The following is a 26,495-nucleotide window of genomic DNA, read 5'->3' on the forward strand; positions in this document are numbered from 1 at the left end:
ATGCCGTCCGGGCGACGGCGCTGTGCCCTTTGCCACGTTCGCGATTTGCGCCATGGTGAAGACTGGAAAGCGGACCGGGGTAGACGATGCGGCAAGCGATGGTGTGGGGCATGGTGGCGGCGCTGGTCGGGACGGCGCCGGCGTTGGTCTGGGCTTCTCCCGCTGGGGCTGACGTTAAGACCGGGGTCGATGCCTGGGCCAAGGGCGACTACCGCACCGCCGTCGAGGAATGGCGCGGACCGGCGGTCGCGGGGGACGCCGATGCACAGTTCAACCTGGGCCAGGCATATAAGCTCGGCCGTGGCGTGCCGGTCGACCCGGCGCTGGCGGAAAGCTGGTTCCGCAAGGCCGCACTGCAGAAACATCCGCAGGCGGAGGACAATTACGGGCTGGCGCTCTATCAGTCGGGGCGGAAAGCCGATGCGGTGCCATGGCTGGAGAAGTCCGTCGCTCGCGGAGAGCCGCGCACGCAGCTGGTGCTCGGCACCATGTTGTTCAACGGCGACGGAGTGCCGCGCGACGTGCCGCGTGCTTATGCCTTGATGACGCGGGCGAGTGGTGCCGGGCTGAAATCGGCCTCCGAGACGCTGGCGCAGATGGACGGCTATATCTCGCCGGCCGATCGCGAAAAGGGCACGGCACTGGCACAACGCTATGCCGCCGAGCAGCAAGCGGTGGCCGACGCCGTCGTTGGCCGCACCGTGGTCGGCAGCGACGCCCCACGACCGGTCCAGGCAGCCGCCGCATCCGCACCTGCGCCGCGCGGTCGCAAGCCGGCCACCAAGCCGCCGGTCGAGAAAGAAGCGCCCGTAGTCGCGGCGGCACGGGTCGAACGACTCGTGCCCGCTCCCAAGCCGGTCTTGGCCAAGCCCACGCCCGCAAAGCTTGTCGCAAAGCCCGTGCCGAAGGCGGCACCGGCAACGACCGGGCGCTATCGGGTCCAGCTTGGCGCGTTCAAGGACGCGAGCAATGCGCGCGAGCTATGGGCGCGCGTTGGCGGAAAGATCGGCGGCACCCCATCCTTCACCAAGGCCGGCGCCTTTACCCGGCTGGTTGGTGGCGCCTTTGCCAGCGCGGCGGACGCTCAGCGCGCCTGCCGGGTGGCGGGGGTCAGCTGCATCGTCACTCGATAGGGGTCGGGACGGGCGAGCTGGCGTTTCCGGCCTTCATCGGCCGCTGAACGATTACGCCAGCACAAAAGGGCTAGGCCACGATCCAGTCCCGCCGCGCGATCCCTTGCGCCCACAACAAGGCGGTAAGGTCACCATTGTCGATGCGCGCGGCTGCCGCCTCCGCCACGATCGGCTTGGCGTGGTAAGCGACGCCCAGCCCCGCGCGGCGGATCATCGCCAAGTCATTGGCCCCGTCCCCGACCGCCATGCTCAATTCGGGCGCGAGGCCGCGCTCTGCGAGGCTGGCGAGCAGCGTTTCTTCCTTGGTGGACGAGCCGACGATGGGGCGAGCAACCGTGCCGGTCAGGCGGCCATCCTTGATCTCCAGGACGTTGGCGATCGCGCGGTCGAACCCGATCTCGGCTGCCACAGGTTCAGCGAAACGGGTGAAGCCGCCCGATACCAGCACCGCCGTTCCGCCGCGTGACCGCATTGTGCGGACGAGTTCGCGGGCCCCGGGCATGATCCGAACGCGTTCGGCCAGACAGCGGTCGATCGCGCCAGCATCCAGCCCCTTCAACAGCGCGACGCGGGCATCCAGCGCGCCCTCGAAGTCCAGTTCACCCCGCATGGCGCGCTCGGTGATTGCCGCGATCTCTGGCTTGAGGCCGGCGAAGTCGGCGAGCTCGTCGATGCATTCGACGGTGATCATGGTGGAATCCATGTCCGCGACCAGCAGCACTTTCGCGCGGCCCTCCATCGGCTGAACAACCACGTCTGCCCCGGCGAACACGCCTTCAAGCGCGACGCGGGCGGCGTCGGGCGCCAGGGCAAAAGGGAAGTCGGCGGCGCTGCCTTCATCCAACCAGCCGCCCACGACGGGCGCGCAGCCCGCGTCGGCGAGCCGGTCGGACACTGCCGAAATGTCGCCCTGCACCAGCCGATCCGCTGCTATCAGCGTCGCAATGAACATGCCGGTCCTGCCCTCTACCCGTCCTATCGTCGCGCTCATCGCAGGGCCGACCGCCAGCGGCAAGTCGGCGCTGGCGCTGGAACTGGCCGAACAGGCGAACGGCACGATCATCAATGCCGACTCGGCACAGGTGTATCGCGACCTGCGCGTGATGACGGCGCGTCCTTCGTCGCGAGAAGAGGCGCGCGTGCCGCATCGCTTGTTCGGGAATGTGGACGGGGCTGACGCGGGCTATTCGGCCGCGCGCTGGGCGGCGGAAGCGCGCGTGGCCATCGACGACACGGTGGCGGAGGGCCGGCTGCCGATCCTGGTCGGCGGCACCGGCATGTACCTGCGCACCCTGCTGGAAGGGATCGCACCCGTGCCGGCGATCGACCCCGACGTGCGTGCCGCCGTGCGTGCCCTGACGGTCGAGGCAGCGTATATTGCGCTGACGCAAGAAGACCCGGCTGCCGCGCAACGTCTCGCCCGCGCCGACGCTCAGCGGATCGCGCGGGCGCTGGAAGTGGTACGATCGACCGGCCGACCGCTCCGCGAGTGGCAAGCGGCACGTGAAGGCGGGATCGGGGATGAGATCGACCTTCGCCCCGTGATCCTTCTGCCGCCGCGACCCTGGCTCAGTGAGCGGATCGATGCCCGGTTCGCGGCCATGCTCGAAGCCGGCCGCGAGGAAGTGGCGGCGCTGCTGGCCCGCGAAGACCTGCCAGCGGATGCGCCGATTCGGCGCGCGATCGGGGTGCCGGAGGTGGCGGGCTGGCTGTCGGGCTCCTTGTCGCGCGCGGAAGCCGTTGCCGCCGGAGCGCTCGCGACCCGGCGCTATGCGAAGCGGCAATATACCTGGCTGCGCCATCAAATGCCCGCCGGTTGGGTGCGGGTCGAGGCTATCGAGGCACAGCAACGCTATGCGGCAACAAAATTACAGTTTTGACGGTTGACCTGTCATTTTCGTGCGGGTAGCAGGCCCGACCACATTAATTAACGAGGGAGTGCATGTGATGGCGGCCGAGATGGGCGGCGCGGAAATTCTGATCCAGGCGCTGGTCGACCTCGGTGTAGAGGTGGTGTTTGGCTATCCGGGCGGCGCGGTGCTGCCGATCTATGACGCGCTGTTCCGCCACAACGAACTTGCCGGCAACGAGGGGCGGCGCATCCGCCACATCCTGGTCCGCCACGAACAGGCCGCGACGCACGCGGCGGAGGGCTATGCGCGCTCCACCGGCAAGCCGGGCGTCGTGCTGGTCACCAGCGGCCCGGGCGCGACCAACGCGGTCACCGGGATCACGGACGCCCTGATGGACTCGATCCCCATGGTGGTCATCACCGGACAAGTGCCCACGGGCCTGATCGGCACCGACGCCTTTCAGGAGGCGGACACGGTTGGCATCACCCGGCATTGTTCAAAGCACAATTACCTGGTGAAGGACCCCGCAAACCTGGCGGAGGTCGTTCGCGAAGCGTTTCACATCGCGACCACCGGGCGTCCTGGCCCGGTCGTGGTCGACATTCCCAAGAACGTGCAGGTCGCAACGGCGCCCTATTCGGAACCGGGCCCGATCCGGCACAAGACCTATCGTCCGCAGACCGAGCCCGATCCCGCGCTGATCGAGCAGGTGGTGGACATGCTCGCCGCCGCCGAGCGCCCCGTCTTCTATACGGGCGGTGGCATCATCAATGCAGGGCCGGCAGCATCGGCGGCCCTGCGGGAGATGGTGGCGCTGACCGGCGCGCCCGTCACCTCGACCCTGATGGGCCTGGGCGCCCTGCCCGCCTCCTCACCGCACTGGCTCGGCATGTTGGGCATGCACGGCACCTATGAAGCAAATCATGCGATGAACCAGGCGGACCTGGTGATCGCCGTCGGTGCTCGCTTCGATGACAGGGTGACGGGCCGGCTCGACGCGTTCAGCCCGACAAGCCGCAAGGTGCACATCGACATCGACCGCTCGTCGATCAACAAGACGGTGCGGATCGACCTGGCCGTTGTCGCGGATGCCGGCCGCGCGCTCGACGCGATGGTCGCGGCCTGGAAGCAGCGTGGGCACCCCCGCCCCGACCTGGGCGACTGGAACGCGCGGATAGCGGGCTGGCGCGCCAAGCAGTGCCTCGGTTTCCCCGAGGACAGCGCGACGGAGATCATGCCGCAGCGCGCGGTGCGGGCGCTGCATGATGCGACCGCTCACCGCCAACCGATCATCACTACCGAGGTCGGCCAGCACCAGATGTGGGCGGCGCAGCACATCGGCTTTGAAGAACCGAACAAATGGCTGACCTCCGGCGGACTCGGCACCATGGGCTATGGCCTGCCTGCCGCCATCGGCGCACAGCTCGGCAACCCCGACGCGCTGGTCATCGACGTGGCTGGCGAGGCCTCGATCCAGATGAACATCCAGGAGCTGGCTACGGCCGTTCAATACCGGCTGCCGGTCAAGGTGTTCATCCTCAACAACGAATATATGGGCATGGTCCGTCAGTGGCAGGAGCTGACCTACCAATCCCGCTATGCCGAAAGCTATTCGGACAGCTTGCCGGACTTCGTCGCGCTTGCCGAGGCTTATGGCTGGAAGGGCATTCGGATCGAGACTCGCGACCAGCTGTACGACGGCATCGCCGCGATGATCGAGCATGACGGGCCGGTGTTGGTCGATTGCCGGGTGTCGAAGCTGGCCAACTGCCTGCCCATGATCCCGTCAGGCGCGGCACATACGGAGATGATCCTGTGGGCGAATGAGGTATCGGGCGAGATGACCGATGAGGCGCGGGCGCTGGTCTGATGCAGATTGCACCTGAAGCTGCCGAGCAGCACACGCTCGCCGTCCTGGTCGACAACGAGCCGGGCATCCTTGCCCGGATCGCCGGCCTGTTCACCGCGCGCGGCTATAACATCGAGAGCCTGACCGTGTCGGAGATCACGCAGGACAAGGCCGTCAGCCGGATCACCATCGTCACCAGCGCCTCGCCCTCGGTGATGGAACAGATCATCGCGCAGCTCGACCGGCTGGTGCCCGTGCACAAGGTAGTCGACCTGACCACGCAGGGCGACCATGTCGAGCGCGAGCTGGCGATGGTGAAGGTGGCGGGCACGGGCGACCATCGGATCGAGGCGCTGCGCCTGGCCGAGGTTTATCGCGCGCGCGTCATCGACGCGACGACCGGCTCCTTCGTCTTTGAGGTCACCGGCGGGCGCGGCAAGATCGATAAGTTCATCGAGCTGATGGGGGAACTCGGCCTGGTAGAGGTCGCCCGCACCGGCATCGTCGCCATCGCGCGTGGGCGCGAGGCGGTCTAAGAACTCAACCAATTACAACCAACCGCCACCCCGGCGACGGCCGGGTCCAGAGCCGTAGCTGCTGCACGCGGCAAGCCTGGATCCCGGCCTGTGCGGGATGACGATCAAGGGAAGGACGACAACATGCGTGTGTATTACGATCGCGACGCCGATCTCAACCTGATCACCGACAAGAAGGTCGCGATCGTCGGCTATGGCAGCCAGGGCCATGCCCATGCGCAAAACCTGCGCGACTCCGGCGTCAAAGAAGTTGTGGTTGCACTTCGTCCAGGCTCCGCGACTGCGCAGAAGGCGACGGAAGCAGGCTTCTCCGTCAAGAGCACGGCCGAAGCAGCGGCCTGGGCGGACCTGGTCATGATCCTTGCCCCCGATGAGCATCAGGCGGCAATCTGGGATGCGGACATCAAGGCTCATATCCGTCCCGGTGCCGCGATCGCCTTTGCGCACGGGCTCAACGTCCACTTCGGGCTGATCGAACCGCCGGCAGAGATCGACGTGATCATGATCGCGCCCAAGGGCCCGGGCCACACCGTGCGATCCGAATATGTCCGCGGGGGCGGCGTGCCGTGCCTGATCGCGATCCAGCAGGATGCGAGCGGAAATGCCCATGACGTCGCTCTCGCCTATGCCAGCGCGGTCGGCGGCGGCCGGTCGGGCATCATCGAGACGAATTTCCGCGAGGAATGCGAAACCGACCTGTTCGGCGAGCAGGCCGTCCTGTGCGGCGGCATCACCCACCTGATCCAGGCGGGCTTCGAAACGCTGGTGGAGGCCGGCTACGCGCCCGAAATGGCGTATTTCGAATGCCTGCATGAAACCAAGCTGATCGTCGACCTGCTGTACGAGGGCGGCATCGCGAACATGCGCTATTCGATCAGCAACACCGCCGAATATGGCGACATCACCACCGGCCCGCGGATCATCACCGAGGAGACGAAAAAGGAGATGAAGCGCGTTCTCGCCGACATTCAGGGCGGCCGTTTCGTCAAGAACTTCGTGCTCGACAACCGCGCCGGCCAGCCCGAGCTGAAGGCTGCGCGCAAGGCCGCAGCCGCTCACCCGATCGAGAAGGTCGGCGCGGAGCTGCGCGCGATGATGCCCTGGATCGCCAAGAACAAGCTGGTGGACAAGGCAAAGAACTGACGGCCGGGCGTCCGTCCTGCCGGGCCAGTCCCGGCAGGACGGGTGTGGGAACGATCCGTTTCCGGAACGATGCTTCCGAACCGGACGGAGATGTGGTTCAACCTGCGCAACAACAGGAGAACTCCCATGCGCTTCGTTCTTGCCGCCTCCCTTCTAGTCGCCCCGGCCATTGTCGTCGCCCAGCAGCCGGGCGTCGCCCGTGCGGCCGCCATCACCGCTGGCACCTACAAGGTTGATCCGAACCACACCCAGGCAACCTGGCAGGTCAACCACATGGGCTTTTCCATGCTGCAAGGTCAGTTCGGGGCGTCCGGTGGACAGATCACCATCGACCCGGCCAAGCCAAACGCGACCAAGGTGGACGTGACCTTCGCGGTCGACCAGCTTTCCACCACCAGCGCGCCGTTCGCGACGCACCTGAAGTCAAAGGACTTCTTTGACGCAGGCACCTATCCCACCGCGCGCTTCGTCTCGACCGCGGTTCAGGCAACCGGCAACACCGCGACCATTACGGGCAACCTGACGATCAAGAACGTGACGAAGCCGGTGACGCTGCGCGCGACCTTCGTCGGCGCAGGGCCGAACCCGATGAACAAGAAGCTGAACTTCGGCTTCCGCGCGACCGGCACTATCAAGCGGAGCGAATTTGGCGTAGGGAACTATGTTCCCGTCGTTTCCGACAATGTTGACCTGGTAATCAACGCCGCCTTCGCGGCCGAGTAGGAGTCGATCAGGCGGCGCGGCGAACCCGGGCGAACCCTTCAAAGGTCGCCCGGATGTTCGGGTCGACGCGCGCGATCAGTTGGTCAATACGGCTGAGAAACGCCTCGCCGTCCTGATCCGGCGTCCGCGCCGCCATCTCCCACATGCCGAACTCGCGATCAGCGACGATGCGCCGCGACAGCACGACCATGGCGCGGTGGCGCTTGTCTTCCTGAATGCGCCTGAACGCCTCCTCCACCTTGTCCTCAGGCCCTTCGAGCGCTTGCAGGAACCGCTTTCCATCGGCGTAGAGAAGCCCGGTGATGCTGTCCCGGCCGTTGTTGCGTCGCGAAACGGCCAACACCGGGCCGACATCGATAGTGCCCACGGCAGAGCTGATGTACACGAGTTGCAGCACGTCCGGTTCTCCACAGGGGCTTTCGGCCCGTTTGCCTCGATCTAGCGATCAACCCGTTTCGGTCGGGTAAACAGGGTCGCCACCTCGATCGGCGTTGCCGGCTGGACATGAGCGGCCGCTATGGCCATGAGGGACGGCATGAACCGGATCGCGGCCCTGCTACGACTTAGGCGCCCTTAGGCCTGCGCGCGCGCGTCCGGCCGGCCTAAGGATCCACCGCACCGACGCCCGTTTCCAGTGAAGATCATAGGCCGCCCCATGCTCCGCGACCCGTCGACCAAGTACCGCGCCTTTCCACCAATCGTCTTGCCCGACCGGCAATGGCCATCACGCACCATCACCCGCGCGCCGCGCTGGCTGTCGACCGACCTTCGCGACGGCAATCAGGCGCTGATCGATCCAATGGATGCCGAGCGGAAAACCCGGCTATTCGACATGCTCGTCCGCGTCGGCCTGAAGGAGATCGAGGTCGGTTTCCCGAGCGCCGGCGCGACGGAGTTCGACTTTATCTCCGGCCTGGTTCGCACGGGCCGGATACCGGACGACGTCACGGTCCAGGTACTGACCCAGTCGCGCCGCGACCTGATCGAGACGAGCTTTGCCGCTCTCGAGGGCGCACCGACCGCTATTGTGCACCTGTACAACGCGGTGTCTCCGGCGTGGCGCAACATCGTGTTCGGCATGTCGCGCAGCGAGGTGAAGGCGATCGCGGTTGAGGGGGCAACGATCCTCGGCGACCAGGCAGCCAAGTATTCCGGCACCGATTGGCGGTTCGAATACAGCCCGGAAACCTTTTCGACCGCGGAACTCGACTTCTCCGTCCAAGTCTGCGCTGCGGTGATGGAGGTTCTGCGGCCCACTCCCGACAAGCCACTGATCCTGAACCTGCCCGCGACGGTCGAAGCGGCGACGCCCAATGTCTATGCCGACCAGATCGAATGGTTCTGCCGTCACATCCCGAACCGCGACAGCGTCGTGATCAGCCTCCACACTCACAACGACCGTGGCACCGGCGTCGCCGCGGCGGAACTGGGGCTGATGGCTGGTGCGGACCGGGTGGAGGGCTGCCTGTTAGGCAATGGCGAGCGCACGGGAAATTGCGACCTCGTCACCATGGCGCTGAACCTCTACACGCAGGGGGTCGACCCGGGGCTGGACCTCAGCGACATCGATGCGGTGATCAGCACGATCACGCACTGCACCAACCTGCCCGTTCATCCGCGCACGCCATACGCAGGCGACCTGGTGTTCACCGCCTTTTCGGGCAGCCATCAGGACGCGATCAAGAAGGGCTTCGCTGCCCGCGAGCAGCAGAATGACGAACTTTGGCAGGTGCCCTACCTGCCGATCGACCCCGCCGATCTTGGCCGCAGTTACGAGGCGGTGATCCGCGTCAACTCGCAGTCCGGCAAGGGCGGCGTCGCATGGATTCTCGAGCAGGACCAAGGGCTAAAACTGCCCAAGCGGTTGCAGGCCGATGTCAGCCGCCATGTTCAGGCGCTCGCCGACCAGACCAGTCGTGAGTTGAATGCGGAGGATATTTGGGGCCTGTTCCAGGCGACCTATCTGCCCGGCCAATCCGACAGTTATGTGCTGGTGGACTATCAGGAGAGCGGCCCCGCGGGGGACCGGCTGTTCGTCGGCCGGGTTGAGGTTGGTGGGCAGGCACGCTCGATCAGCGGACGGGGCAATGGCCTGATCTCAGGCGTGGTCGCGGCCCTTGCAGAGGCGGGAGCGCCGGCGCTGGACGTGATCGACTACGCCGAGCACGCGATCGGCCACGGCGCGGATGCGCGCGCGGCCGCTTATTTGGAATGCCGCACCGCCGATGGTCGCACGGTGTGGGGCGTTGGCATCGATCCCGACATCGCGACCGCAAGCGTGCGCGCGGTGCTGAGTGCCGCCAACCGGGCCTGATCGACGGGAACGTCCGGGGTCAGCGGCGCCGGACGATTTCACACCCGACCGTCGCGTCGGGATAGATGTCAAGTTTCGTGGAGCGGACGCGGACCTCCGTCACTCGCGAGTCGGCGAGGCACAGGGCCGCTACCGCCTCCACCAGGCTTTCCTGAAGCGCGAAGCCCTCGCCTGCGGCCATCGCACGCACGCCCTCACGCACGAAGTCATAGTCGAGCACCTCGTCGATCCGATCTGCGCTGGGAGCATGGGGGTAGCTGACGGTCATGTGAACCGACAGGGATACCCGCTGGGGTGCTGCCTCATGCGGGTAGATGCCAAGGCGCATGTCCACCTCCAGCCCGTCGACGATGGTGGTGTAATCAGGCATCGCGGTCCTCGAACATCACATCGCCGTCACGCCGGACGAAACGCTGGCCGGAATCAACAAACAGCGTCTGGCCGGTGACGCTTTCCGCCTCGATCAACCAGCGTACCGCGTCCGCCACAGCCTCTGCGCCGACGGGACGCCCGAGCAGGTTCTGTCGCCCCGTCCGTTCGAACTCCGCCGCACTCTGGTCACCGCTGGGCAGCGTCAGGCCGGGCGCCACCGCGTTGACGCGGATGCCGGGCGCATGGGCCTGGGCCATCAGCACCGTCGCCTCGGCCAGCGCGGCCTTTGACAGCGTGTAGGAGAAGAAGTCGGGGTTGGGATTGGCGAGCTTCTGGTCGAGCAGGTTGACGACCACCCCGCCTGCGCCCTGCCCCGCCAGCGCCTGGGCCAGCAACACGGGCGCAGTGCAATTAACGGCGTAGAGCCGTGCCGAGAGCGCGGGGTCGATCGCCTCGGGTCGGTCGAACGCAAACTCGCTCGCCGAGTTGACGAGGCCGGTGATCGGCTCCCCCGCGATCTCGACCGCGCGCGCCCACAGGTCGCTGATCGCGCCCGTGTCGGCCAGGTCGCCGACCACCGTGCCCGCCGCGCCGATCTCCTCCGCCAGCGCCGCCGCCTCGTCGCCCGATCGGCCGTAGTGGATCACCACCCGGTGCCCCGCGTCCGCCAACCGGCGCACGATGGCACCACCCAGCCGTCTGGCGCCCCCGGTCACCAGAACCGTTCGGCTCACCCGGACAGGCCCATCAGGCTCAGCACCTCCTTGCGGCTACGGTCGTCGTCGCGGAAGGCGCCCATCATCCGGCTGGTCTTCATCACCACGCCGGGGGTACGCACTCCGCGCGCGGTCATGCAGGCGTGGGTCGCCTCGATCACCACCGCCACGCCGATCGGGTGCAGGTTGTTCCAGATGCAGTCAGCGACTTCCGCGGTCAGCCGTTCCTGCACCTGCAGCCGGCGTGCGAAGCCATGCAGGACGCGGGCGAGCTTGGAAATGCCAACCACATGGTTGCGAGGCAGATAGGCGATGTGCGCGCGGCCGATGATTGGCGCCATGTGGTGTTCGCAATGCGACTGGAACGGGATGTCCTTCAGCAGCACGATCTCGTCATAGCCGCCGACTTCCTCGAACACACGCGACAGGTGATGCGCGGGATCTTCGGCGTAGCCCGCGCAATACTCCTTCCAAGCCTTCGCGACGCGGCGAGGCGTGTCGATCAGTCCTTCGCGCGTGGGATCGTCCCCCGCCCAGCGGATCAGCGTGCGGATCGCGTCCGCGACGTCGTCGGGAACGGGCGGCGTCTCGGGTGAGGCAACCAGGTCACTCATGTCAGTTCCTCAGCCGTTCGCCGTGCCAGGCGATGTGGTCAGCCATGAAGGTGGAGATGAAGTAATAGCTGTGGTCATAGCCCGGCTGCATCCGCAGCGTCACCGGTATGCCGGCGGCGCGGCATGCCTTCTCCAGCAGCCAGGGCTTCAGCTGTTCATGGAGGAAGCCGTCGGCGTCGCCCTGATCGACCAGCAGTTCCGGGACACGCGCACCATCCTGGATCAGCGCCGTCGCATCGTACGCACGCCAGGTATTGCGATCCGGGCCGAGATAGCCAGTGAGCGCCTTCTCACCCCAAGGGCAGCGCAGCGGCGAGACGATTGGGGCGAAAGCCGACACGCTGCGAAAGCGCTCGGGATTGCGCAGTGCGACCGTCAACGCGCCATGGCCGCCCATCGAGTGGCCGGCGATCCCCTGCCGTGTCATGTCGACGGGCAGGTGCTCCGCAATTAATGCGGGCAGTTCCTGTTCGATGTAGGTCCGCATCCGGAAATGCCCGGCCCAGGGCTGCTCCGTTGCATCAAGATAGAATCCCGCGCCCTGGCCAAAGTCCCACTCGGGCACATCCGGCACGCCGTCTCCCCGCGGCGACGTGTCGGGCGCGATGAAGATCACCCGCTGCTCGGCACAGGCGCGGCGGTATTCACCCTTGTCCGTGGCGTTGGCATGGGTGCAGGTGAGGCCAGACAGGTACCACAGGACCGGCAGCCGCTTCCCCTCCGCATGGTCGGGAACGAAGGCGGAGAACACCATGCCGGTACCGGTCGTAGTCGAGTGGTGGCGCAGGACGTGCTGCGTTCCGCCAAATGCCCGGGCGGTCGAAACGGTCTCGATCACGCCGCTGCCGTTGCAGCTGGAACGCGGTGCACGCCGCAGAGCTTGTTGCCGTCCGGATCCCGCAGATAGGCAAGATAGAGCGTGCCGAACTCGCTGTCCCGTCCGCCGGGCGGGCTCTCGATCGCGGTGCCGCCAGCCGCCACCCCCGCTTCGTGCCAGGCATGGACCTGCTCGGGCGAGCCCAGGGCGAAGCCGATCGTGCCGCCGTTGGCGTGCGTTGCCGCTTCCCCGTCTATTGGCGGCACGACCATGAAGCTTGCGCCTTTCTGGCGATAGATCAGCCGGCCGCGCTGGTCGACGACGCCCGACCTGCCGCCCATCGCGGCGAACAACGCGTCATAGAAGCGGCGCGAGCGCTCCAGGTCATTGTACCCGACCACCACGTGACTGAACATGCGCCCCTCCCTTAGTAGATCACGACCGAGCGGATCGATTCGCCCGAATGCATCAGGTCGAAGCCCTTGTTGATCTCCTCCAGCGTTAGCCGGTGCGTGATCATGGGGTCGATCTCGATCATCCCTTCCATGTACCAATCAACGATCTTGGGCGTATCGGTGCGACCGCGGGCGCCGCCGAACGCAGTTCCCCGCCAGACGCGGCCGGTGACAAGCTGGAATGGGCGGGTCGCGATCTCCTTGCCGGCTTCCGCGACGCCAATGACGATCGACTCGCCCCAGCCGCGGTGGCACGCTTCCAGTGCGATCCGCATCACCTCGGTATTGCCGGTGCAGTCGAATGTATAATCCGCGCCGCCGTCGGTCATTGCGACCACCTGCTGGACTACCTCGTCCCGGCTCATTCCCTTGGAATTGAGGAAGCCGTTCATGCCGAAGCGGCGTCCCCAGTCCTCGCGATCGGGGTTGATGTCGACGCCGATGATCCGCTGGGCACCGGCCAGCTTCGCTCCCTGGATGACGTTCAGGCCGATGCCGCCCAGGCCGAACACCACCACGCTGGCGCCTGGCTCCACCTTGGCCGTGTTGACCACCGCGCCGACCCCGGTCGTGACGCCGCAGCCGATATAGCAGCTGGTGTCGAAGGGCGCGTCCTGCCGGATCTTCGCCACCGCAATCTCCGGCAGCACGGTAAAATTCGAGAAGGTTGAACAGCCCATGTAATGAAAGATCGGCTGCCCCTTGTAGGAAAAGCGCGTGGTGCCGTCCGGCATCAGCCCCTTGCCCTGCGTCGTGCGGATCGCGGTACACAGGTTGGTCTTGCGGGACAGGCACGACTTACACTGGCGACATTCGGGGGTATAAAGCGGGATCACATGGTCGCCGACGGCAACGCTGGTCACACCCGCGCCAACCTCCCGCACCACGCCCGCCCCCTCGTGGCCAAGCACGCTGGGGAAAAGCCCCTCCGAATCCAGCCCGTCGAGCGTATAGGCGTCCGTATGGCAGATGCCGGTCGCCATGATCTCGACCAGCACCTCCCCTGCCTTAGGGCCCTCCAGGTCAAGCTCGACGATCTCGAGCGGGCGCTTCGCTTCAAACGCGACGGCGGCTCTGGTCTTCATGAATCAGCTCCCGGTGCAACCAGCGGCGCTTTCGCGCGATTCACCCGGCGACGTAAAGGAGAGAAGCGATGGCGGAGCCCAAAGTCGGCGACAAGGTGACCTGGAAATCGCACGGCGGCGAGGCGCACGGCACCGTCGAGAAGAAGCAGACCAGCGACACCAAGATCAAGAGCCACACCGTCCGGGCGTCCAAGGAGGATCCCCAGTTCATCGTAAAGAGTGACAAGGGCGGAAAGGCAGCGCACAAGGCGGACGCGCTGAAAAAAGCGTGAGTCCGTTCCGCTAAGGACGGAAAAGGGAAACAGGAAGGAATCCGATGGCCACTGCCAAGCAGGAAGCCGGCGCCAAGAAGGCGGCCGCCAAGCAGACCAAAGCCGGCACCGGCATCCACGCACCCGTGCAGCCCTCACCCGAGCTCGGCGCAGTGGTGGGCGAGGACAAGCTGCCGCGCAGCGAAGTGATCAGCAAGGTGTGGGAGTATATCAAGTCCAACAACCTGCAGAATCCTGAAAACAAGCGTGAAATCCTGGCCGACGACAATCTGAAGAAGGTGTTCGGCAAGGACAAGGTCACCATGTTCGAGATGAACAAGTACATCTCGGCACATCTGAAGGCCTAACGTGCACCGGCGCCGGCGATCCGAGCCGGCGCCGCCCTATGGTCGCACAGCCGCCGCGCGGACCCGCCATGCGAGCCGCCGGGTTGCTCCGTGGAGTCCTGAAGCAGGACCGGCCCAACCAGCCTAAGGTTGCGAACCGATACCAGGGCGCGAATCCCCGTTTCAGCTTGGGAATCGTGGCTGTTAAGTCGCTGGCGCAGTTGATACCGACAAGCCAATTGCGGTTGCCAGATTTCTGGATGCACCGGTCGGGGCTGCAGAGAGTTCCGCCTCGCCCGCCTGTGTATAATGGCGCGGAAAGCGCTTGGTGCCCCTGGCCGGACTCGAACCAGCATGCCTTGCGGCGTTCGATTTTGAGTCGAATGCGTCTACCAATTTCGCCACAGGGGCCCCGCGACGCCGGGGTCGGTACCCGACGTCGCTGTTCCCGGCAAGAGCCGCCGGCGCAGGTTTATCCGAATACCTCCACCAAATTCTCTCCCTTGGGATCGGGGCCGAACCGGTTGGTCCCGCGAGTGCCCTCCTGGCAGTAGAATACGAGCAGCGCGATCCAGCCCAGAAGCGGCAGAAAGACGAGCAGCAACCACCAGGCACTGCGATCGGTATCGTGAAGCCGCCGAAATCCGACAGAAAGGCTTGGGATAATCAATGCCAGCGATACGAGCGCGTTAACCGGGCCATTGCTGGATGCGCCTGCGGACACGGAAGTTTCAGTCACGGTACGAAAGGACGATCCGTATCCAAGTAGGTTGTCGATAATGCCAGCCACCAGGCTGAGCATGATCGTGAACAGAAAAAACATCCAATATTCGCGTCGGCGCGATCGACCGCCGAAATCGAAATACCGCTTCAGCGGCAGAACCATCCAATCCGTGTTATCACCCCCGTTTGTTTCAGGCCAAAGGTGCCGCGCCGATCCGAGCCGCACAAGCGGTAACGTCTTATACGACCGCTCTGCTGGCTTCCCCGCTCCGATAGCGCCCGACGCCATTGCCGCGCTTCCACAGGACAAGTCGCTCGGCTAGGCGGGCCCGCATGATCGATCCCGAACAATGCGAGACAATGGTTCAGGTGCGGGCCGGTGTTGATGAGCTTGACGAGCAGATCGTCGCGTTACTCGCCATCCGCACCCGCTTCATGGACGCCGCCGCCCGCATCAAGCAGCATCGCGATCAGGTCCGTGACGAGCCGCGCAAGGCGGCGGTGATCGCCAACGCCTGCGCCGCCGCGTCGCGAGAAGGCATGCCGCCCGAGATCGTCGGCGAGGTCTTCGAAACGCTTGTCGAAGCATCAATCGCGTATGAAATGTCGCGGTTTGACCAGCGCGAACTGGGCTGAAAGGCGCGGAACCGAACGCGGCCGCCATTGCGCCCCTCTCTGCTCGGCTACTGGTTAACGCGGTGACTGCAACCTCATCTTTGCGACAAGAAGACTTCGCCGCTGCCCTCCAACCTTCACAGCCGCTTGTCCCGCATGGATCAGGTATAAGGGCAATTGCAGGCTGAACGCTGCGAAGGCTTCAGTCCCAAGCGGCACAGGATCGAGATGGTGGGCCACGATCAGCACGGCGGGTGACGAGCCGCTGGATCATTTCGGCCAAGGTCCGGAAGCCTTCGTTCACGTCAGATGGTGGAAGCAGCTTGTCGTCGATCAGTTGACGGGCGAGCGTCGCCGGTAGCTCAAGGCTTCCGCGACATGGACCCGGCCCACCGTCTCCGCGCCCGCCAGGTCGGCCACCGTACGCGCCACGCGCAGCACGCGGGTGTAGCCGCGGGCCGTGAGCCGCATGGAAGCCGCCGCTTGGCTGAGCAGCGCTCGGCCAGCCTCGTCGGGTGTCCCAACGTTTTCCAGCAACGGCCCATCCGCCTCTGCATTGGTGCGGGCCGCAGCGTCGCGATACCGCTCCGTTTGTAGTGCCCGTGCCGCGGCGACCCGCGCCCTGACCTCTGCCGATCCCTCGGCGGGCGGCGGGAGCACCAGGTCGGCGGCGCTGACGGCCGCGACGTCCACGTGCAAGTCGATGCGGTCTAGCAGCGGGCCCGATACCTTCGCCTGATAATCCGCCGCGCAGCGCGGTGCGCGGGCGCAGGCCAGCCCCGCGTCGCCCAGATGCCCGCACCGGCAGGGGTTCATCGCCGCAACCAGCTGGACGCGGGCCGGAAAGGTGACATGCGCGTTGGCCCGCGCGACGCTGACCGTGCCGGTTTCGAGCGGCTGGCGAAGCGAATCGAGCACGGCGCGGCCGAACTCGGGCAGTTCGTCCAGAAATAGGATGCCGAGATGCGCCAGGCTCACCTCGCCCGGCTTCACCCGAAGCCCCCCGCCGGTCAGCGCCGCCATCGACGCGGAGTGGTGCGGGCTGCGGAACGGGCGCACGCGTGTCAGCCGCCCACCGGCCAGCGTGCCGGCGACCGATTGCACCATGGACACCTCCAGCGCTTCGCTCGGGTCGAGCGGCGGCAGGATGCCCGGCAGGCAACTCGCCATCAGCGACTTGCCCGCACCCGGGGGACCGCACATCAGCAGATTGTGACCGCCGGCCGCGGCAATCTCCAGCGCCCGCTTGGCCACCTCCTGGCCCCGCACCTGGCGCAGGTCGGGGCCGTGGACGCCCTCTTCCACATCGCCCGGTTCGGGCGCGCGAAGCAGCTGCTGGCCCTTCAGGTGATTGAGAAGCGAGAGCAGGTCGGGCGCGGCGAGCACCTCCACCCCGCTCGCCCAGGCCGCTTCGGGGCCCTGCACGGCAGGGCAGATCAGCCCTCTGCCCGTCTCGGCCGCATGGAGCGCGGCGAGCAGCACGCCGGGCGATGGCGCGATGGGCGCGTCCAGGCCGAGTTCGCCGACGATGACATAGTCGGCCAGCGCCTCTGCATCGACAACGCCCATGGCGGCGAGCAGGCCCAAAGCGACGGCGAGGTCATAGTGCGACCCTTCCTTGGGCAGGTCGGCCGGGCTCATGTTTACAACGATCCGCTTGGGCGGCAGCGCCAGCCCCATCGCCGCGATCGCGCCACGCACCCGCTCACGACTCTCGCCGACCGCCTTGTCCGCAAGGCCCACGACGTTGAAGGCGGGCAGCCCGGCGATCAATTGAACCTGTACCTCGACCCCGCGCGCTTCCAGCCCCAGATACGCCACCGTCGAAACAATTGCCGTCATTCACGTTCCCCCGGCCGCGTCATCGGTTGTTCACCGATGCTTGTCCATGGCGCCCCTTGCTATCGACCACGCGCAGGGGCACTTCGACATTCATGGCGACCACGCCCCACCACCCGGCCAAGCGCATAATCATGCTGGTGCTGGGCATCATCTTGATCCTGCTGGCGCCGGTGGTGGGCGCCTTGCCTGGGCCAGGCGGTATCTTCGTCTTCGCCGGTGGGCTCATCCTTGTCCTCAGGGCATCGCGCTGGGCGCGATTGCGCTGGGCGCGATTGAAGCGGCGCTGGCCCCGGCTGGGCCACCTTGCCGACCGGGTCATGCGGCGGCGCAGCGTCCAGCGGCGCATGGCGCGGCTTCGCGCGTCTGACGCCGAAACGCTCGGGACCAATTGACTGGGCCGACCTGTTCGCTTATGCGGCGCCGATGTTGCGGCCGTCCCCTGGGCGGCCCATTTTCGTTTGCACGAGGTTATGAACAATGAAGCGGACCTTTCAGCCCAGCAATCTGGTGCGTGCTCGCCGTCACGGCTTCCGCGCGCGGATGGCGACTGTGGGCGGCCGGTCGGTGATCCGGGCGCGTCGCGCGCGCGGTCGGAAGAAGCTGTCGGCCTAATCCATACGAAGGGCTGTCGGACGGTCACGACGCTCGTTCGCAGGAGCGACTTCGTGGCCGCCAATGGCGGCAAGCGCGCGCCGATGCCGGGCTTTGTCCTGCTGGTACGCGATCGCGGTGATGGCGACCCTGCCATGCGGGTCGGCTTCACCGTTACCAAAAAGATCGGCAACGCCGTTGTCCGCAATCGGATGAAGCGGCGTTTTCGCGCGCTTGCCCGTGAACTGCTGCCCGCTGGCGGCATTGGCGGCGCCGACCACGTGCTGATCGGGCGAGAGGGCGGGATCGAGCGTCCCTTCGAAGCGCTTCGTGCCGAGCTTACAAAAGCGCTGGCGCGCATCGCCTCTGGCCAGTCGGCGCCGCCGCGGCCGCCACGGGCCAAGGGCGGCAAGCCCAGGCGTGGCCGGTGATCGCGCGCTTTCTGATCCTGCTGGTTCGCGGCTGGCAGCTTGGCCCGTCCGCGGTGATGCCGCCAACCTGTCGCTATCAGCCATCCTGTTCCGCCTATGCAATCACTGCTCTTCGCCGCTATGGGGCGTTGAAGGGCGGGTGGCTGGCGGCAAAGCGCCTGGCGCGCTGTCATCCATGGGGCGGACACGGCCCCGATCCCGTTCCCTGATTGGGGTTTGCCTTTTGTGACCGAAGACCGCCGTAATATTGTGCTGTTCGCGCTGATCGCGATGCTGATCCTGTTCGGCTATCCGTTGATCCAGCAGCGCTTCTTCCCGACGGCCAACCCGCCGGTCACGAAGATCGAGGGGGGCAAGACCAAGGTGCTGCCCAACGGCGCCGCGGATCCGACTGCCGACAGCCCCGCCGCGGTCCGGAGCCGCACGGCCGTGCTGGCCGACAGCCCACGCGTGCGTATCGAGACACCGCGCCTGCGCGGGTCGATCAGCCTGAAGGGCGCACGAATCGACGATCTGGTCTTGGTCGATCACAAGGAAACGATCGCCAAGAACTCGGCACCCATTCGCCTGCTCTCGCCCGCTGGTGCCCCCGACGCCTACTTCGCCGGCTTTGGCTGGCAGAACAACGGCCTGACCCCGCCCGCAACCGATGTGGTATGGCGCGCGTCGGCCCCCGTGCTGTCGCCAGGGCACCCGGTCCAGCTGGACGCGGCCAACGCGGCCGGCCAGCGTTTCCGGATCGAGTTCGCCGTGGACGACGGCTACATGTTCACAGTCCGCCAGACGGTGCTGAACGCGGGCGCAGCCCCCGTGCCGGTGGCACCTTATGGCCTGGTCAGCCGCGTCGGTGAGTTCAAGGATCCGTCGACCTGGACGATCCACACGGGCCCGATGTCAGTACACAACGGCAAGTCCGATTACGCGGTCAAGTTCAAGGACGTCGACGCTGGTACACAGCGCTTCACCACCACCGGCGGCTGGCTCGGCTTCAGCGACAAATACTGGCTGACGGCGCTGATCCCCGATCAGGCGCGCGCCTTTGACGGCCAGTTCCGCGCGGGCGGCAACAAGGCTTACCAGGCCGACTATGCCCCGCCCCCGACCCTGCTGCCCCCCGGCCGCGCGCTGACCAGCACCACACGCTTCTTTGCGGGTGCGAAGGAAGTGAACCTGCTGCAATCCTATGAGAAGCAGGGTGTGCCGCAATTCGACAATGCGGTCGATTGGGGCTGGTTCTGGTTCTTCGAAAAGCCGATCTTCGCTTATCTCGACTGGCTGTTCAAACTGGTCGGCAATTTCGGCGTGGCGATCATTTTGCTGACGCTGACGATCAAGGCACTGACCTTCCCCATCGCCCAGCGGCAGTTCGCGTCGATGGCGGCGATGCGCGCGATCCAGCCGAAGATGAAGGCGCTGCAAGAGCGCTTCAAGGACGACAAGGCGCGCCAGCAGCAGGAGATCATGGCCCTGTACAAGCAGGAAAAGGTCAATCCGGTCGCGGGCTGCCTGCCGACGCTGATCCAGATCCCGATCTTTTATGCGCTCTACAAGGTGCTGCTGGTTACCATCGAAATGCGCCATCAGCCGCTGGCGCTGTGGATCAAGGACCTCTCCGCGCCCGACCCCCTAACGCCGGTGAACCTGTTCGGCCTGCTCGCCTTTACCCCGCCCCATTGGTTGGCGATCGGCGTTGTGCCGATCCTGCTCGGCGTATCCATGTACTTTCAGTTCAAGCTGAACCCGCAGCCGATGGATGACGCGCAAAAGCAGGTCTTCGCCCTGATGCCATGGGTGATGATGGTGATCATGGCGCCATTCGCGGTCGGTTTGCAGATCTACTGGATCACCAACAACTGCCTGACGATCCTGCAGCAGAAGATCCTGTATTCACGGCACCCACAATTGAAGACGGCGCCCGCGAAATGAGCTTTGAGCCAGAAGCGATCGAGGCAGCGCGCAAGCTGTTCGCGGGGCCAGTGGACTTCCTGAAGTCCGCACCCGAGCTGCGCTTCCTGCCCGACCCGGTCGTGCCGGAAGTGGCCTTTGCCGGCCGGTCGAACGTCGGCAAGTCCACCTTGCTCAATGCGTTGACGGGCCGAAACTCGCTGGCGCGGACGTCGAACACGCCCGGGCGGACGCAGGAGCTGAACTTCTTCGACGTCGGCCGTCCGCTCGCCTTTCGTCTGGTGGACATGCCGGGCTACGGCTTTGCCAAGGCGCCCAAAGACATGGTGCGCCAGTGGCGATACCTGGTGAACGACTTCCTGCGCGGGCGCCAGGCGCTGAAGCGCGCACTGGTGCTGATCGACTCGCGCCATGGCATCAAGGACGTGGATCGCGAGATCCTGGAGATGCTCGACAAGGCGGCCGTCAGCTATCGCGTCGTGCTGACCAAGGCAGACAAAGTAAAGGCTACCGAGCTGGCCGAGGTGACCGAGCGTACGGCAACCGAAGTGCGCAAACGCCCTGCCGCGCATCCTGATATCCTGGCAACCTCTTCGGAAGGCGGCATGGGCATCCCGGAACTGCGCGCCGCAGTGGTCGAAGCGATCAGCTGAACGCCATCAAGAGGCGCTGACGGCCCTGGTGACGGGCCGGCCTCGTGGTCGTTCGCCATAGGCGATCCAGCGTAGCACCTGCTCGGCCGGCCCCATGGCATACCGGCCGAACCACCATCGGCAGAACAACGCCGTCACGATCCAGATGCCCACCGCTACCAGCCAGAGCTGGGGCAGCGACAACTGGCCAACCAGCCCGACCGCATAGAACAAAAACGACCCGATGGCCGACTGGAGGCAATAGACGGTCAGCGCCATGCGGCCGAGCGCCTGCAACGTGGGCGCGGCGCCGAGCGCACCGGACCGGAACAGCATCAGCACCAGCCCGACATGGCCCAGCGTCACCAACAGGCGCGCGGGCTCAAACATCGCCTGGCTTAGCGTCCAGGCGAGCGGGTCGATGCCGGGCGCTCCCATATCAAGGTTGGATCGCACGTTTAGCCACACCACGAACCCGCGCCAGGCGAGCCCGCCGCCGTAACCGACCAGAACCATGACACGGTAAGTCGCGGCTGGCGCCTCTCCCGTCAGGATGCCGGCCCGGAACAAGGCCATGCCGACCAGCATGAAGGCGACGCTTTCGGCAACGTCGATCCAGCCGGTGAAGGTCAGGTTCTGTTCGGTCCAATAGCCGGCGCTCCAGCGCAACAGAGAGCCGACATGAGTGCGGCGGCTGATCTCGCGTTCAACTACCTGCTCGCTCGGATGTACCGCGGCCAGGTTTGCCCGCTCGGCCGCCAGCGCGGCACGCTGATCAGGCGTTATGGCTTGGCCTAACGCAACGGCTCGCGCCGCGGCGCCCCCTTCGCGCAGTTGCTGTACCTCCTGCCCGGTCCAATGTGCCGCGTTCAGCGAAAGGCCACCGATCAACAACGCGGCCCCCAGCAACAGCGTGCGCGGCCGCGCGGTGCGGAAGGCGAGCAGAAAGAGCCCGCTGACCCCATAGTTCCACAGGATCTCGCCCGGCCAGATCAGCACCGCGAACTGCAGCACGCCGAAGCCCATCAGCGCTATGCTGCGGCGCGCCCAGGCGTCGATCGGGGCGACATGGCCGTCCTCTGCCCGCCGCAGCATCAGCAGCATGCTGGCGCCAAACAGGAGCGTGAACAGCCCTCGCATCGCACCCTGGACGAACAGCGACTGAATACCCCAGCTGACCCATTCGGGGTCTGCGCGCGGCGGAAAGCTGGTCAACGGTTACTCGCGCGCACCCCCCGTCGAATAGATGTTCATCAGCAGGATGCCGCAGATCGCAACACCGCGCAGCACGTCGAGCGCAGCGATGCGCTGGGCGACAGGAACGGTGTTGGCGGCGGCGATCGACATGGATTCTTCTTTCAGTCCCGGCCCGACTACGTTTCCGCCCTTTCCGCCCGGTTACCACGCCATCATTTCGCGCGATCGTTGCCGCCCTGCCCCAACGCCGCTACGTCCGGGCCCATGAAGCTCGTCATCGGCAACAAGGCCTATTCTTCCTGGTCGCTTCGCGGCTGGCTTGCCTGCAAGCAGTCGGGCATCCCGTTCGACGAGGTGGTCGTGCCCTTGTACGACGCCGACTGGGACCGCCGACGCGAAGGTGCGGAGTTCGCGCCCTCGTCGGGCAAGGTGCCGATCCTGTGGGACGGCGACGACACGGTTGTCTGGGATAGCCTGGCCATTATCGAATACCTGGCCGACAAGGTCGGGCGGGATCGGTTCTGGCCGGAAAGCGATTCGGCCCGCGCCATGGCGCGGTCAATGGCGGCGGAAATGCATTCGAGCTTCACCGCGCTTCGCCGCAAGCACCCGATGAACTGCCGCCAGCAGTTCGCGGCGACCATCCCCGACAATGACGTTCTTTCAGAGCTCGCGCGGATCATGGAGCTATGGGCACAGGCCCGCGCACGCTTCGGCGGCGAGGGCGCGTATCTGTTCGGTGATTTCAGCGCGGCTGACATCATGTACGCGCCAGTGGTGACGCGCATCTTCACCTACCAATTGCCGATCGCCCGCTTCGCAGGGCCTTATCTGGACGCGGTGGTGCAGCATCCCTGGATGCAGGAATGGATCGCCGGGGCCCAGGAAGAAGATTGGGTGCTGGAGCAGTTCGAGCAGCCGGCCGCCTGACCGAATCTAAACGCGACGGGCCTCATAGGGTGTCCCATCCTGACGTTCGTAACGGCCGTCAGCCGTAAACCGCATGTCGATGTCCGGATACTCGCCACCCAGCGCTGTGCCGGCGCCGACGACCACGAAAACGCAATCGGCGTCTGAACGGTTTTGAAGATGATGGCCGTTGCCGTCGTTCTTGGGGAACGCTGCGCAATCGCCGGGACGGAGCGGTGTCTCGCTCAGGTCATCGACCAGAACCGCTTCGCCCGCCACGATCACCAAGAACTCGTCTTCGCCGCGATGCCAGTGCCGCTGGGATGACCAGGCGCCCGGCTTTAACGTGACATGGCTGACGCCGAAGTCGGTAAGCCCCGTCGCAGGAGCAAGCCGCCGGTACCAACGCCCGCTGACGGCCGCGTCGTACGGTGCCGGGTAGCCGGTCCGATTGACAGGCTCGATCGCCTGAAGGTCGATCTTGGGCACTTTCTCCGCCTCCCCTTCCCCGCTAGCGCTGGCGCACATGGATGTGGTCGAGCTTACCCGTGCGCTTCTGCGCTGCAATAGTGTCACGCCAGCGCGCGGCGCAGTGTTCGATGTTCTGGAGAGCGCGCTGTCGCCGCTCGGCTTCGCGGTCGATCGCTTCGTGGTCGGTGAGGCGCCGGACGGCCCGGTCGAGAACATACTTGCTGTCCGTGACGGGGGTGGCCGGCACCTTTCCTTTGCCGGTCACGTCGACGTGGTCCCGCCGGGAGAAGGCTGGGCCGCCTCGCCCTGGAGCGGCGAGGAGCGCGGGGGGCTGCTATACGGTCGTGGTGCCGTGGACATGAAAGGCGCGGTGGCGGCCTTCGTCGCCGCCTGCGCCCGGGCGCAAGCGTCCGGCACGCTCAGCTTGCTGATCACCGGCGATGAGGAAGGTCCCGCAACCTATGGCACGCGCGCGCTGATCGATCGCATGGCAGCGACCGGCGTGCACCCTGACCTGTGTCTGGTGGGAGAGCCGACGTCGGTCGACCGGCTAGGCGACACGATCAAGATCGGGCGGCGCGGATCGGTCAACATCTGGGTCGAAGTGCCGGGCGGACAGGGCCATGTCGCCTACCCTCATCTGGCCGACAATCCGATCACACGGCTGGTGGCGATCCTCGCCGAACTGGACGCGATCGAATTGGACCGCGGCAATGACTGGTTTCAGCCGTCAAATCTGGAGGTGACCGACCTTCATGTCGGCAATGGTGCGCACAACGTCATCCCGGGCCAGGCGAGTGCGCGGCTGTCGATCCGCTTCAACGACGAACAACGCGGCGACGCGCTGATCGAGCGGGTACGCGCGGTAGCGCTGGCCCATGCACCCGACGCACATGTGAGGGGCCGAGTATCGGGTGAGGCCTTTCTCACGCAGCCGGGCAGGCTGTCCTCCCTTGTGGCTCAGGCTGTCACCGAGCGAACCGGTCTGGTGCCCGAACTATCCACCACGGGCGGAACGTCGGACGCGCGATTCCTGTCGCGGCTGTGCCCGACGGTGGAGTTGGGGCTGGTAAACGCGACCATGCACCAGGTGGATGAAGCCGTGGCCGTGGAGGATCTCTATGTGCTCACCGACATCTATGCCGGCGTGATCAGCCGCGCGCTCGCCGAAGAATGATGTAAAGAGCGCCCTGCCCGCCATGACGCGGGTGCGCGCCGCGCACGGCAGCAATCCGATCTGCATGGCGCGATGCGCCCAGCCAATCCGCGATCGCCGCCCGGATCGCCCCGCGTGCGTGCGGGCGCTGGCTTTCGGCCCGCGGCGGGCGTCCCGTCACGAGCAGGATGACGCGACATCCTCCCCTGAGCGCGCGGTCGATACCCTGGTCGAGCATTTGATGCGCGGATGCCAAGGTGTGGCCGTGAAGGTCGATGGTCATGTCCGGGATGACCACCCCCCGCGCGAGCCGCTTGTCCCAGCCGCCGTCCAGCGTTTCGCCCGGACCGTTACGCGGCCGCTCCGCCGGCTTGGGCGGAACCGGAGCCGGCGCGGGCTGATCAACCTTCACCTTACGCTGGAACTGAGGTGCCGGGCCGGTGGTGATGGGAGCCACGGCGCGCATCGGTCGCACCGACGCCATCACACGGCCCCAGAGTTGCGCCTCCTCAGGGCTGAGGCGACGCGATGTCATCATTCGGGTCGACATCAGGCGGTGGCAGGGTCGCCCGTGGTACGGCAGGCATTGCCGGCTGCACCGGCACGGCTGGGGGCGAATAGCTGGGTGCCGGGGCCGCGAAGCTGCCCCCGGTCAGCCGCGCCAGGGTGCCGCGCGGCAGCAACAGCCACGCCGTGCCCCGCGCCGCCATGCCGCCCGCGGTCTTGGTCGCCTCAGCGCCAGCACCCCAATAAGTGTCGAACCGGTTGGCGCCCTTAATCGCGCCGCCAGTGTCCTGCGCTATCCAAAGGCCAGTTGCGTCCTGCCGATCGGCGGACAGGTAAATTGGGGCACCCAGCGGCACGAACTTGGGGTCCGCCGCCGCGCTGACACCGCCGCTGACGACATAGCCCATCGCCCCCACCGGCGGGGTGTCGAGTTCCCGGAAGAACACAAAGCTGCGGTTCTCCCGCATGATCGCTTCACCCTCGACCGGGTGGTCGTGGATCCATTGCACGATGCCCTGCATGCTGGTCTGGCCGGGGCCGAGCAGGCCGCGCGCCTTCATCAGGGCTCCGATGCCGGTATAGTCGCGCCCGTTCTGCGTGTCGTATCCGACGCGCATGAAGCTGCCGTCCGGCAGCCGCAGCCGCCCCGATCCCTGAACCTGAAGGAAGAACACCGCCGCCGCATCGGCGCCCCAAGCGAGCACCGGCGCGTTATTCGCGATCGCGCCCGTCTCGATCTGCGTACGGTCGAAATAGGGCACGAAGTTCTTGCCGTCGACTCGGCCACGGATCTTGCGCCCCTTTAGGCTCGTCGAAAACAGCCCAAGGTCTACATCGATGAGATCATTGGGTCGGGCGTAGATCGGAACCTCGTAACCCGAGCGGCGCTCCCGCGAGGCAGCGATCTCGGGCTCGTAATAGCCGGTTGCAAAGGCGCGCCCGTCGCCCACCTGCACCGCTTCGAAATAGCGCTGGAGGAAATCGCGGGCGCCTCCCCGCCCTGCCGAGGCGGCGGCGGAACAGGCAGCCGCCCAGTCTGCGCCTCGCGTCAGGCCACTGGTATCGGTGCGGCGCATCAGCCCGGGGCAGGACTGCCGGAATGCGGCCCGTGCCGCCTCCGCCTGGCGCTCGTCGATCGGCAACCTTGAAAGGTCCGGTCCTGGTGTCAGGCCGGCAGTGACCGCGGTTGTGGCCCCGGCAGTCGGGGCCGCGGGCGCCGCCGCCATCGGGGTGGACCCGACGATCCGGCCATCGAACGACCTGCCGCTGGGCACCGCAAAGCCCGCGGCGGGCTTACCAGCCGAAGGC

The 26,495-nt window shown here is 66.2% G+C and carries 33 protein-coding genes and 1 tRNA gene; 18 read left to right on the forward strand and 16 right to left on the reverse strand.

What is annotated here, in order from left to right:
• The first annotated feature begins 86 nt into the window (after positions 1-86).
• Positions 87-1,133: an SPOR domain-containing protein gene (locus FHS94_RS11310; protein ID WP_246348550.1), complete on the forward strand. Its 1,047-nt coding sequence runs from the start codon at positions 87-89 to the stop codon at positions 1,131-1,133.
• Positions 1,134-1,203: 70 nt separating this feature from the next.
• Here the strand turns inward: FHS94_RS11310 and serB are convergent, their stop codons facing one another.
• Positions 1,204-2,085 (reverse strand): phosphoserine phosphatase SerB, encoded by an 882-nt coding sequence (gene serB, locus FHS94_RS11315; RefSeq protein ID WP_184057835.1) that lies wholly within the window; start codon positions 2,083-2,085, stop codon positions 1,204-1,206.
• Here serB and miaA point away from each other — a divergent pair.
• The 5 genes from miaA to FHS94_RS11340 all read left to right on the forward strand — a co-directional run bounded on the left by miaA (position 2,078) and on the right by FHS94_RS11340 (position 7,237).
• Positions 2,078-3,013 carry a tRNA (adenosine(37)-N6)-dimethylallyltransferase MiaA gene (gene miaA, locus FHS94_RS11320; protein WP_184057837.1) on the forward strand — a complete coding sequence of 312 codons (936 nt, stop codon included), beginning with the start codon at positions 2,078-2,080 and terminating at the stop codon, positions 3,011-3,013. The genes serB and miaA overlap by 8 nt on opposite strands.
• A gap of 67 nt (positions 3,014-3,080) precedes the next feature.
• Entirely contained in the window at positions 3,081-4,856 is a 1,776-nt protein-coding gene (gene ilvB / locus FHS94_RS11325; RefSeq protein ID WP_246348556.1) for a biosynthetic-type acetolactate synthase large subunit, read from the forward strand.
• Positions 4,856-5,371, forward strand: a complete 516-nt coding sequence (gene ilvN, locus FHS94_RS11330) for an acetolactate synthase small subunit (RefSeq protein WP_184057839.1) — start codon at positions 4,856-4,858, stop codon at positions 5,369-5,371. Before ilvB ends, ilvN begins: the two co-directional genes overlap by 1 nt.
• 123 nt (positions 5,372-5,494) lie before the next feature.
• A complete protein-coding gene (gene ilvC, locus FHS94_RS11335; protein WP_184057841.1) occupies positions 5,495-6,514 on the forward strand; it encodes a ketol-acid reductoisomerase in 1,020 nt (339 codons plus the stop codon).
• Between the two features lie 126 nt (positions 6,515-6,640).
• Positions 6,641-7,237 carry a YceI family protein gene (locus tag FHS94_RS11340; RefSeq protein WP_184057843.1) on the forward strand — a complete coding sequence of 199 codons (597 nt, stop codon included), beginning with the start codon at positions 6,641-6,643 and terminating at the stop codon, positions 7,235-7,237.
• Between the two features lie 7 nt (positions 7,238-7,244).
• On the opposite strand, the gene FHS94_RS11345 is transcribed toward FHS94_RS11340, so the two are convergent.
• Complete coding sequence (locus FHS94_RS11345; protein WP_184057845.1) at positions 7,245-7,634, reverse strand: BLUF domain-containing protein; 390 nt, start codon at positions 7,632-7,634, stop codon at positions 7,245-7,247.
• A 258-nt stretch (positions 7,635-7,892) separates the two neighbouring features.
• Here FHS94_RS11345 and leuA point away from each other — a divergent pair, with 258 nt between their 5' ends.
• Positions 7,893-9,551 carry a 2-isopropylmalate synthase gene (gene leuA / locus FHS94_RS11350; RefSeq protein ID WP_184057847.1) on the forward strand — a complete coding sequence of 553 codons (1,659 nt, stop codon included), beginning with the start codon at positions 7,893-7,895 and terminating at the stop codon, positions 9,549-9,551.
• Between the two features lie 19 nt (positions 9,552-9,570).
• Here leuA and FHS94_RS11355 read toward each other — a convergent pair whose 3' ends face one another.
• From FHS94_RS11355 to FHS94_RS11380, 6 genes are read right to left on the reverse strand one after another with little or no spacing between them, the layout of a single operon-like run.
• Positions 9,571-9,921, reverse strand: a complete 351-nt coding sequence (locus tag FHS94_RS11355) for a dihydroneopterin aldolase (protein WP_184057849.1) — start codon at positions 9,919-9,921, stop codon at positions 9,571-9,573.
• Complete coding sequence (locus FHS94_RS11360) at positions 9,914-10,657, reverse strand: SDR family NAD(P)-dependent oxidoreductase (protein ID WP_184057851.1); 744 nt, start codon at positions 10,655-10,657, stop codon at positions 9,914-9,916. Before FHS94_RS11360 ends, FHS94_RS11355 begins: the two co-directional genes overlap by 8 nt.
• Entirely contained in the window at positions 10,654-11,253 is a 600-nt protein-coding gene (gene folE / locus FHS94_RS11365; RefSeq protein ID WP_184057853.1) for a GTP cyclohydrolase I FolE, read from the reverse strand. The genes FHS94_RS11360 and folE overlap by 4 nt, the downstream gene beginning before the upstream one ends.
• A 1-nt stretch (position 11,254) precedes the next feature.
• Positions 11,255-12,088, reverse strand: a complete 834-nt coding sequence (fghA, locus tag FHS94_RS11370) for an S-formylglutathione hydrolase (RefSeq protein ID WP_184058007.1) — start codon at positions 12,086-12,088, stop codon at positions 11,255-11,257.
• Positions 12,088-12,486, reverse strand: coding sequence for a VOC family protein (locus FHS94_RS11375; RefSeq protein ID WP_184057855.1), 399 nt, complete (start codon positions 12,484-12,486; stop codon positions 12,088-12,090). Before FHS94_RS11375 ends, fghA begins: the two co-directional genes overlap by 1 nt.
• Before the next feature lie 11 nt (positions 12,487-12,497).
• Positions 12,498-13,610 carry an S-(hydroxymethyl)glutathione dehydrogenase/class III alcohol dehydrogenase gene (locus tag FHS94_RS11380; RefSeq protein ID WP_184057857.1) on the reverse strand — a complete coding sequence of 371 codons (1,113 nt, stop codon included), beginning with the start codon at positions 13,608-13,610 and terminating at the stop codon, positions 12,498-12,500.
• 68 nt (positions 13,611-13,678) lie between these two features.
• On the opposite strand from FHS94_RS11380, the gene FHS94_RS11385 reads away from it, so the two are divergent.
• Together FHS94_RS11385 and FHS94_RS11390 are read left to right on the forward strand one after the other, a co-directional pair.
• Positions 13,679-13,882, forward strand: a complete 204-nt coding sequence (locus FHS94_RS11385; protein WP_184057859.1) for a hypervirulence associated TUDOR domain-containing protein — start codon at positions 13,679-13,681, stop codon at positions 13,880-13,882.
• 44 nt (positions 13,883-13,926) lie between these two features.
• Positions 13,927-14,229: an SWIB/MDM2 domain-containing protein gene (locus tag FHS94_RS11390; RefSeq protein ID WP_184057861.1), complete on the forward strand. Its 303-nt coding sequence runs from the start codon at positions 13,927-13,929 to the stop codon at positions 14,227-14,229.
• Positions 14,230-14,534: 305 nt separating this feature from the next.
• On the opposite strand, the gene FHS94_RS11395 is transcribed toward FHS94_RS11390, so the two are convergent.
• Positions 14,535-14,619: transfer RNA gene (locus FHS94_RS11395), tRNA-Leu, on the reverse strand.
• A gap of 61 nt (positions 14,620-14,680) precedes the next feature.
• Positions 14,681-15,094 carry a DUF805 domain-containing protein gene (locus FHS94_RS11400; RefSeq protein ID WP_184057863.1) on the reverse strand — a complete coding sequence of 138 codons (414 nt, stop codon included), beginning with the start codon at positions 15,092-15,094 and terminating at the stop codon, positions 14,681-14,683.
• 170 nt (positions 15,095-15,264) lie between these two features.
• Between FHS94_RS11400 and FHS94_RS11405 the strand changes: the two genes are divergently transcribed.
• Positions 15,265-15,567, forward strand: a complete 303-nt coding sequence (locus FHS94_RS11405; protein ID WP_184057865.1) for a chorismate mutase — start codon at positions 15,265-15,267, stop codon at positions 15,565-15,567.
• 312 nt (positions 15,568-15,879) lie between these two features.
• On the opposite strand, the gene FHS94_RS11410 is transcribed toward FHS94_RS11405, so the two are convergent.
• Positions 15,880-17,388 carry a YifB family Mg chelatase-like AAA ATPase gene (locus FHS94_RS11410; RefSeq protein WP_184057867.1) on the reverse strand — a complete coding sequence of 503 codons (1,509 nt, stop codon included), beginning with the start codon at positions 17,386-17,388 and terminating at the stop codon, positions 15,880-15,882.
• A gap of 92 nt (positions 17,389-17,480) precedes the next feature.
• Between FHS94_RS11410 and FHS94_RS11415 the strand changes: the two genes are divergently transcribed.
• The 6 genes from FHS94_RS11415 to yihA all read left to right on the forward strand — a co-directional run bounded on the left by FHS94_RS11415 (position 17,481) and on the right by yihA (position 20,968).
• Positions 17,481-17,780 carry a hypothetical protein gene (locus FHS94_RS11415; protein ID WP_246348557.1) on the forward strand — a complete coding sequence of 100 codons (300 nt, stop codon included), beginning with the start codon at positions 17,481-17,483 and terminating at the stop codon, positions 17,778-17,780.
• An 85-nt stretch (positions 17,781-17,865) separates the two neighbouring features.
• Entirely contained in the window at positions 17,866-18,000 is a 135-nt protein-coding gene (gene rpmH / locus FHS94_RS11420) for a 50S ribosomal protein L34 (RefSeq protein ID WP_076743215.1), read from the forward strand.
• A 53-nt stretch (positions 18,001-18,053) separates the two neighbouring features.
• Entirely contained in the window at positions 18,054-18,410 is a 357-nt protein-coding gene (gene rnpA / locus FHS94_RS11425; protein WP_425506180.1) for a ribonuclease P protein component, read from the forward strand.
• Positions 18,407-18,619 carry a membrane protein insertion efficiency factor YidD gene (gene yidD / locus FHS94_RS11430; RefSeq protein ID WP_184057869.1) on the forward strand — a complete coding sequence of 71 codons (213 nt, stop codon included), beginning with the start codon at positions 18,407-18,409 and terminating at the stop codon, positions 18,617-18,619. Before rnpA ends, yidD begins: the two co-directional genes overlap by 4 nt.
• A 16-nt stretch (positions 18,620-18,635) precedes the next feature.
• On the forward strand, positions 18,636-20,336 hold the full coding sequence (gene yidC, locus FHS94_RS11435) for a membrane protein insertase YidC (RefSeq protein ID WP_184057871.1): 1,701 nt from the start codon (positions 18,636-18,638) through the stop codon (positions 20,334-20,336).
• Positions 20,333-20,968, forward strand: coding sequence for a ribosome biogenesis GTP-binding protein YihA/YsxC (gene yihA, locus FHS94_RS11440; RefSeq protein ID WP_184057873.1), 636 nt, complete (start codon positions 20,333-20,335; stop codon positions 20,966-20,968). Before yidC ends, yihA begins: the two co-directional genes overlap by 4 nt.
• Positions 20,969-20,974: 6 nt before the next feature.
• Here the strand turns inward: yihA and FHS94_RS11445 are convergent, their stop codons facing one another.
• Positions 20,975-22,162 (reverse strand): DUF418 domain-containing protein, encoded by a 1,188-nt coding sequence (locus FHS94_RS11445; RefSeq protein WP_184057875.1) that lies wholly within the window; start codon positions 22,160-22,162, stop codon positions 20,975-20,977.
• 3 nt (positions 22,163-22,165) lie between these two features.
• On the reverse strand, positions 22,166-22,294 hold the full coding sequence (locus tag FHS94_RS19675) for a hypothetical protein (protein ID WP_281396892.1): 129 nt from the start codon (positions 22,292-22,294) through the stop codon (positions 22,166-22,168).
• A 114-nt stretch (positions 22,295-22,408) separates the two neighbouring features.
• Between FHS94_RS19675 and FHS94_RS11450 the strand changes: the two genes are divergently transcribed.
• Positions 22,409-23,074, forward strand: a complete 666-nt coding sequence (locus FHS94_RS11450; RefSeq protein WP_184057877.1) for a glutathione S-transferase family protein — start codon at positions 22,409-22,411, stop codon at positions 23,072-23,074.
• 6 nt (positions 23,075-23,080) lie between these two features.
• On the opposite strand, the gene FHS94_RS11455 is transcribed toward FHS94_RS11450, so the two are convergent.
• A complete protein-coding gene (locus tag FHS94_RS11455) occupies positions 23,081-23,542 on the reverse strand; it encodes a cupin domain-containing protein (protein ID WP_184057879.1) in 462 nt (153 codons plus the stop codon).
• A 37-nt stretch (positions 23,543-23,579) separates the two neighbouring features.
• Between FHS94_RS11455 and dapE the strand changes: the two genes are divergently transcribed.
• Positions 23,580-24,701: a succinyl-diaminopimelate desuccinylase gene (gene dapE / locus FHS94_RS11460; RefSeq protein WP_184057881.1), complete on the forward strand. Its 1,122-nt coding sequence runs from the start codon at positions 23,580-23,582 to the stop codon at positions 24,699-24,701.
• On the opposite strand, the gene FHS94_RS11465 is transcribed toward dapE, so the two are convergent.
• Both FHS94_RS11465 and mltA read right to left on the reverse strand, forming a co-directional pair.
• On the reverse strand, positions 24,676-25,215 hold the full coding sequence (locus FHS94_RS11465; protein WP_246348560.1) for a Smr/MutS family protein: 540 nt from the start codon (positions 25,213-25,215) through the stop codon (positions 24,676-24,678). The genes dapE and FHS94_RS11465 overlap by 26 nt on opposite strands.
• Positions 25,190-26,461, reverse strand: coding sequence for a murein transglycosylase A (gene mltA / locus FHS94_RS11470; RefSeq protein WP_425506181.1), 1,272 nt, complete (start codon positions 26,459-26,461; stop codon positions 25,190-25,192). Before mltA ends, FHS94_RS11465 begins: the two co-directional genes overlap by 26 nt.
• Between the last annotated feature and the right edge of the window lie 34 nt (positions 26,462-26,495).

The organism is Sphingomonas aerophila (assembly GCF_014199305.1).
Classification (GTDB): domain Bacteria; phylum Pseudomonadota; class Alphaproteobacteria; order Sphingomonadales; family Sphingomonadaceae; genus Sphingomonas; species Sphingomonas aerophila.

Bases quoted from the DNA above. Each gene is read 5' to 3' on its own strand.
- FHS94_RS11310 (WP_246348550.1), top strand. From the start codon at position 87: ATGCGGCAAGCGATGGTGTGGGGCATGGTGGCGGCGCTGGTCGGGACG.
- miaA (WP_184057837.1), top strand. From the start codon at position 2,078: ATGAACATGCCGGTCCTGCCCTCTACCCGTCCTATCGTCGCGCTCATC.
- serB (WP_184057835.1), bottom strand. From the start codon at position 2,085: ATGTTCATTGCGACGCTGATAGCAGCGGATCGGCTGGTGCAGGGCGAC.
- ilvB (WP_246348556.1), top strand. From the start codon at position 3,081: ATGGCGGCCGAGATGGGCGGCGCGGAAATTCTGATCCAGGCGCTGGTC.
- ilvN (WP_184057839.1), top strand. From the start codon at position 4,856: ATGCAGATTGCACCTGAAGCTGCCGAGCAGCACACGCTCGCCGTCCTG.
- ilvC (WP_184057841.1), top strand. From the start codon at position 5,495: ATGCGTGTGTATTACGATCGCGACGCCGATCTCAACCTGATCACCGAC.
- FHS94_RS11340 (WP_184057843.1), top strand. From the start codon at position 6,641: ATGCGCTTCGTTCTTGCCGCCTCCCTTCTAGTCGCCCCGGCCATTGTC.
- leuA (WP_184057847.1), top strand. From the start codon at position 7,893: ATGCTCCGCGACCCGTCGACCAAGTACCGCGCCTTTCCACCAATCGTC.
- FHS94_RS11355 (WP_184057849.1), bottom strand. From the start codon at position 9,921: ATGCCTGATTACACCACCATCGTCGACGGGCTGGAGGTGGACATGCGC.
- folE (WP_184057853.1), bottom strand. From the start codon at position 11,253: ATGAGTGACCTGGTTGCCTCACCCGAGACGCCGCCCGTTCCCGACGAC.
- FHS94_RS11375 (WP_184057855.1), bottom strand. From the start codon at position 12,486: ATGTTCAGTCACGTGGTGGTCGGGTACAATGACCTGGAGCGCTCGCGC.
- FHS94_RS11380 (WP_184057857.1), bottom strand. From the start codon at position 13,610: ATGAAGACCAGAGCCGCCGTCGCGTTTGAAGCGAAGCGCCCGCTCGAG.
- FHS94_RS11385 (WP_184057859.1), top strand. From the start codon at position 13,679: ATGGCGGAGCCCAAAGTCGGCGACAAGGTGACCTGGAAATCGCACGGC.
- FHS94_RS11390 (WP_184057861.1), top strand. From the start codon at position 13,927: ATGGCCACTGCCAAGCAGGAAGCCGGCGCCAAGAAGGCGGCCGCCAAG.
- FHS94_RS11400 (WP_184057863.1), bottom strand. From the start codon at position 15,094: ATGGTTCTGCCGCTGAAGCGGTATTTCGATTTCGGCGGTCGATCGCGC.
- FHS94_RS11405 (WP_184057865.1), top strand. From the start codon at position 15,265: ATGATCGATCCCGAACAATGCGAGACAATGGTTCAGGTGCGGGCCGGT.
- FHS94_RS11410 (WP_184057867.1), bottom strand. From the start codon at position 17,388: ATGACGGCAATTGTTTCGACGGTGGCGTATCTGGGGCTGGAAGCGCGC.
- FHS94_RS11415 (WP_246348557.1), top strand. From the start codon at position 17,481: ATGGCGACCACGCCCCACCACCCGGCCAAGCGCATAATCATGCTGGTG.
- rpmH (WP_076743215.1), top strand. From the start codon at position 17,866: ATGAAGCGGACCTTTCAGCCCAGCAATCTGGTGCGTGCTCGCCGTCAC.
- yihA (WP_184057873.1), top strand. From the start codon at position 20,333: ATGAGCTTTGAGCCAGAAGCGATCGAGGCAGCGCGCAAGCTGTTCGCG.
- FHS94_RS19675 (WP_281396892.1), bottom strand. From the start codon at position 22,294: ATGTCGATCGCCGCCGCCAACACCGTTCCTGTCGCCCAGCGCATCGCT.
- FHS94_RS11450 (WP_184057877.1), top strand. From the start codon at position 22,409: ATGAAGCTCGTCATCGGCAACAAGGCCTATTCTTCCTGGTCGCTTCGC.
- dapE (WP_184057881.1), top strand. From the start codon at position 23,580: ATGGATGTGGTCGAGCTTACCCGTGCGCTTCTGCGCTGCAATAGTGTC.
- FHS94_RS11465 (WP_246348560.1), bottom strand. From the start codon at position 25,215: ATGACATCGCGTCGCCTCAGCCCTGAGGAGGCGCAACTCTGGGGCCGT.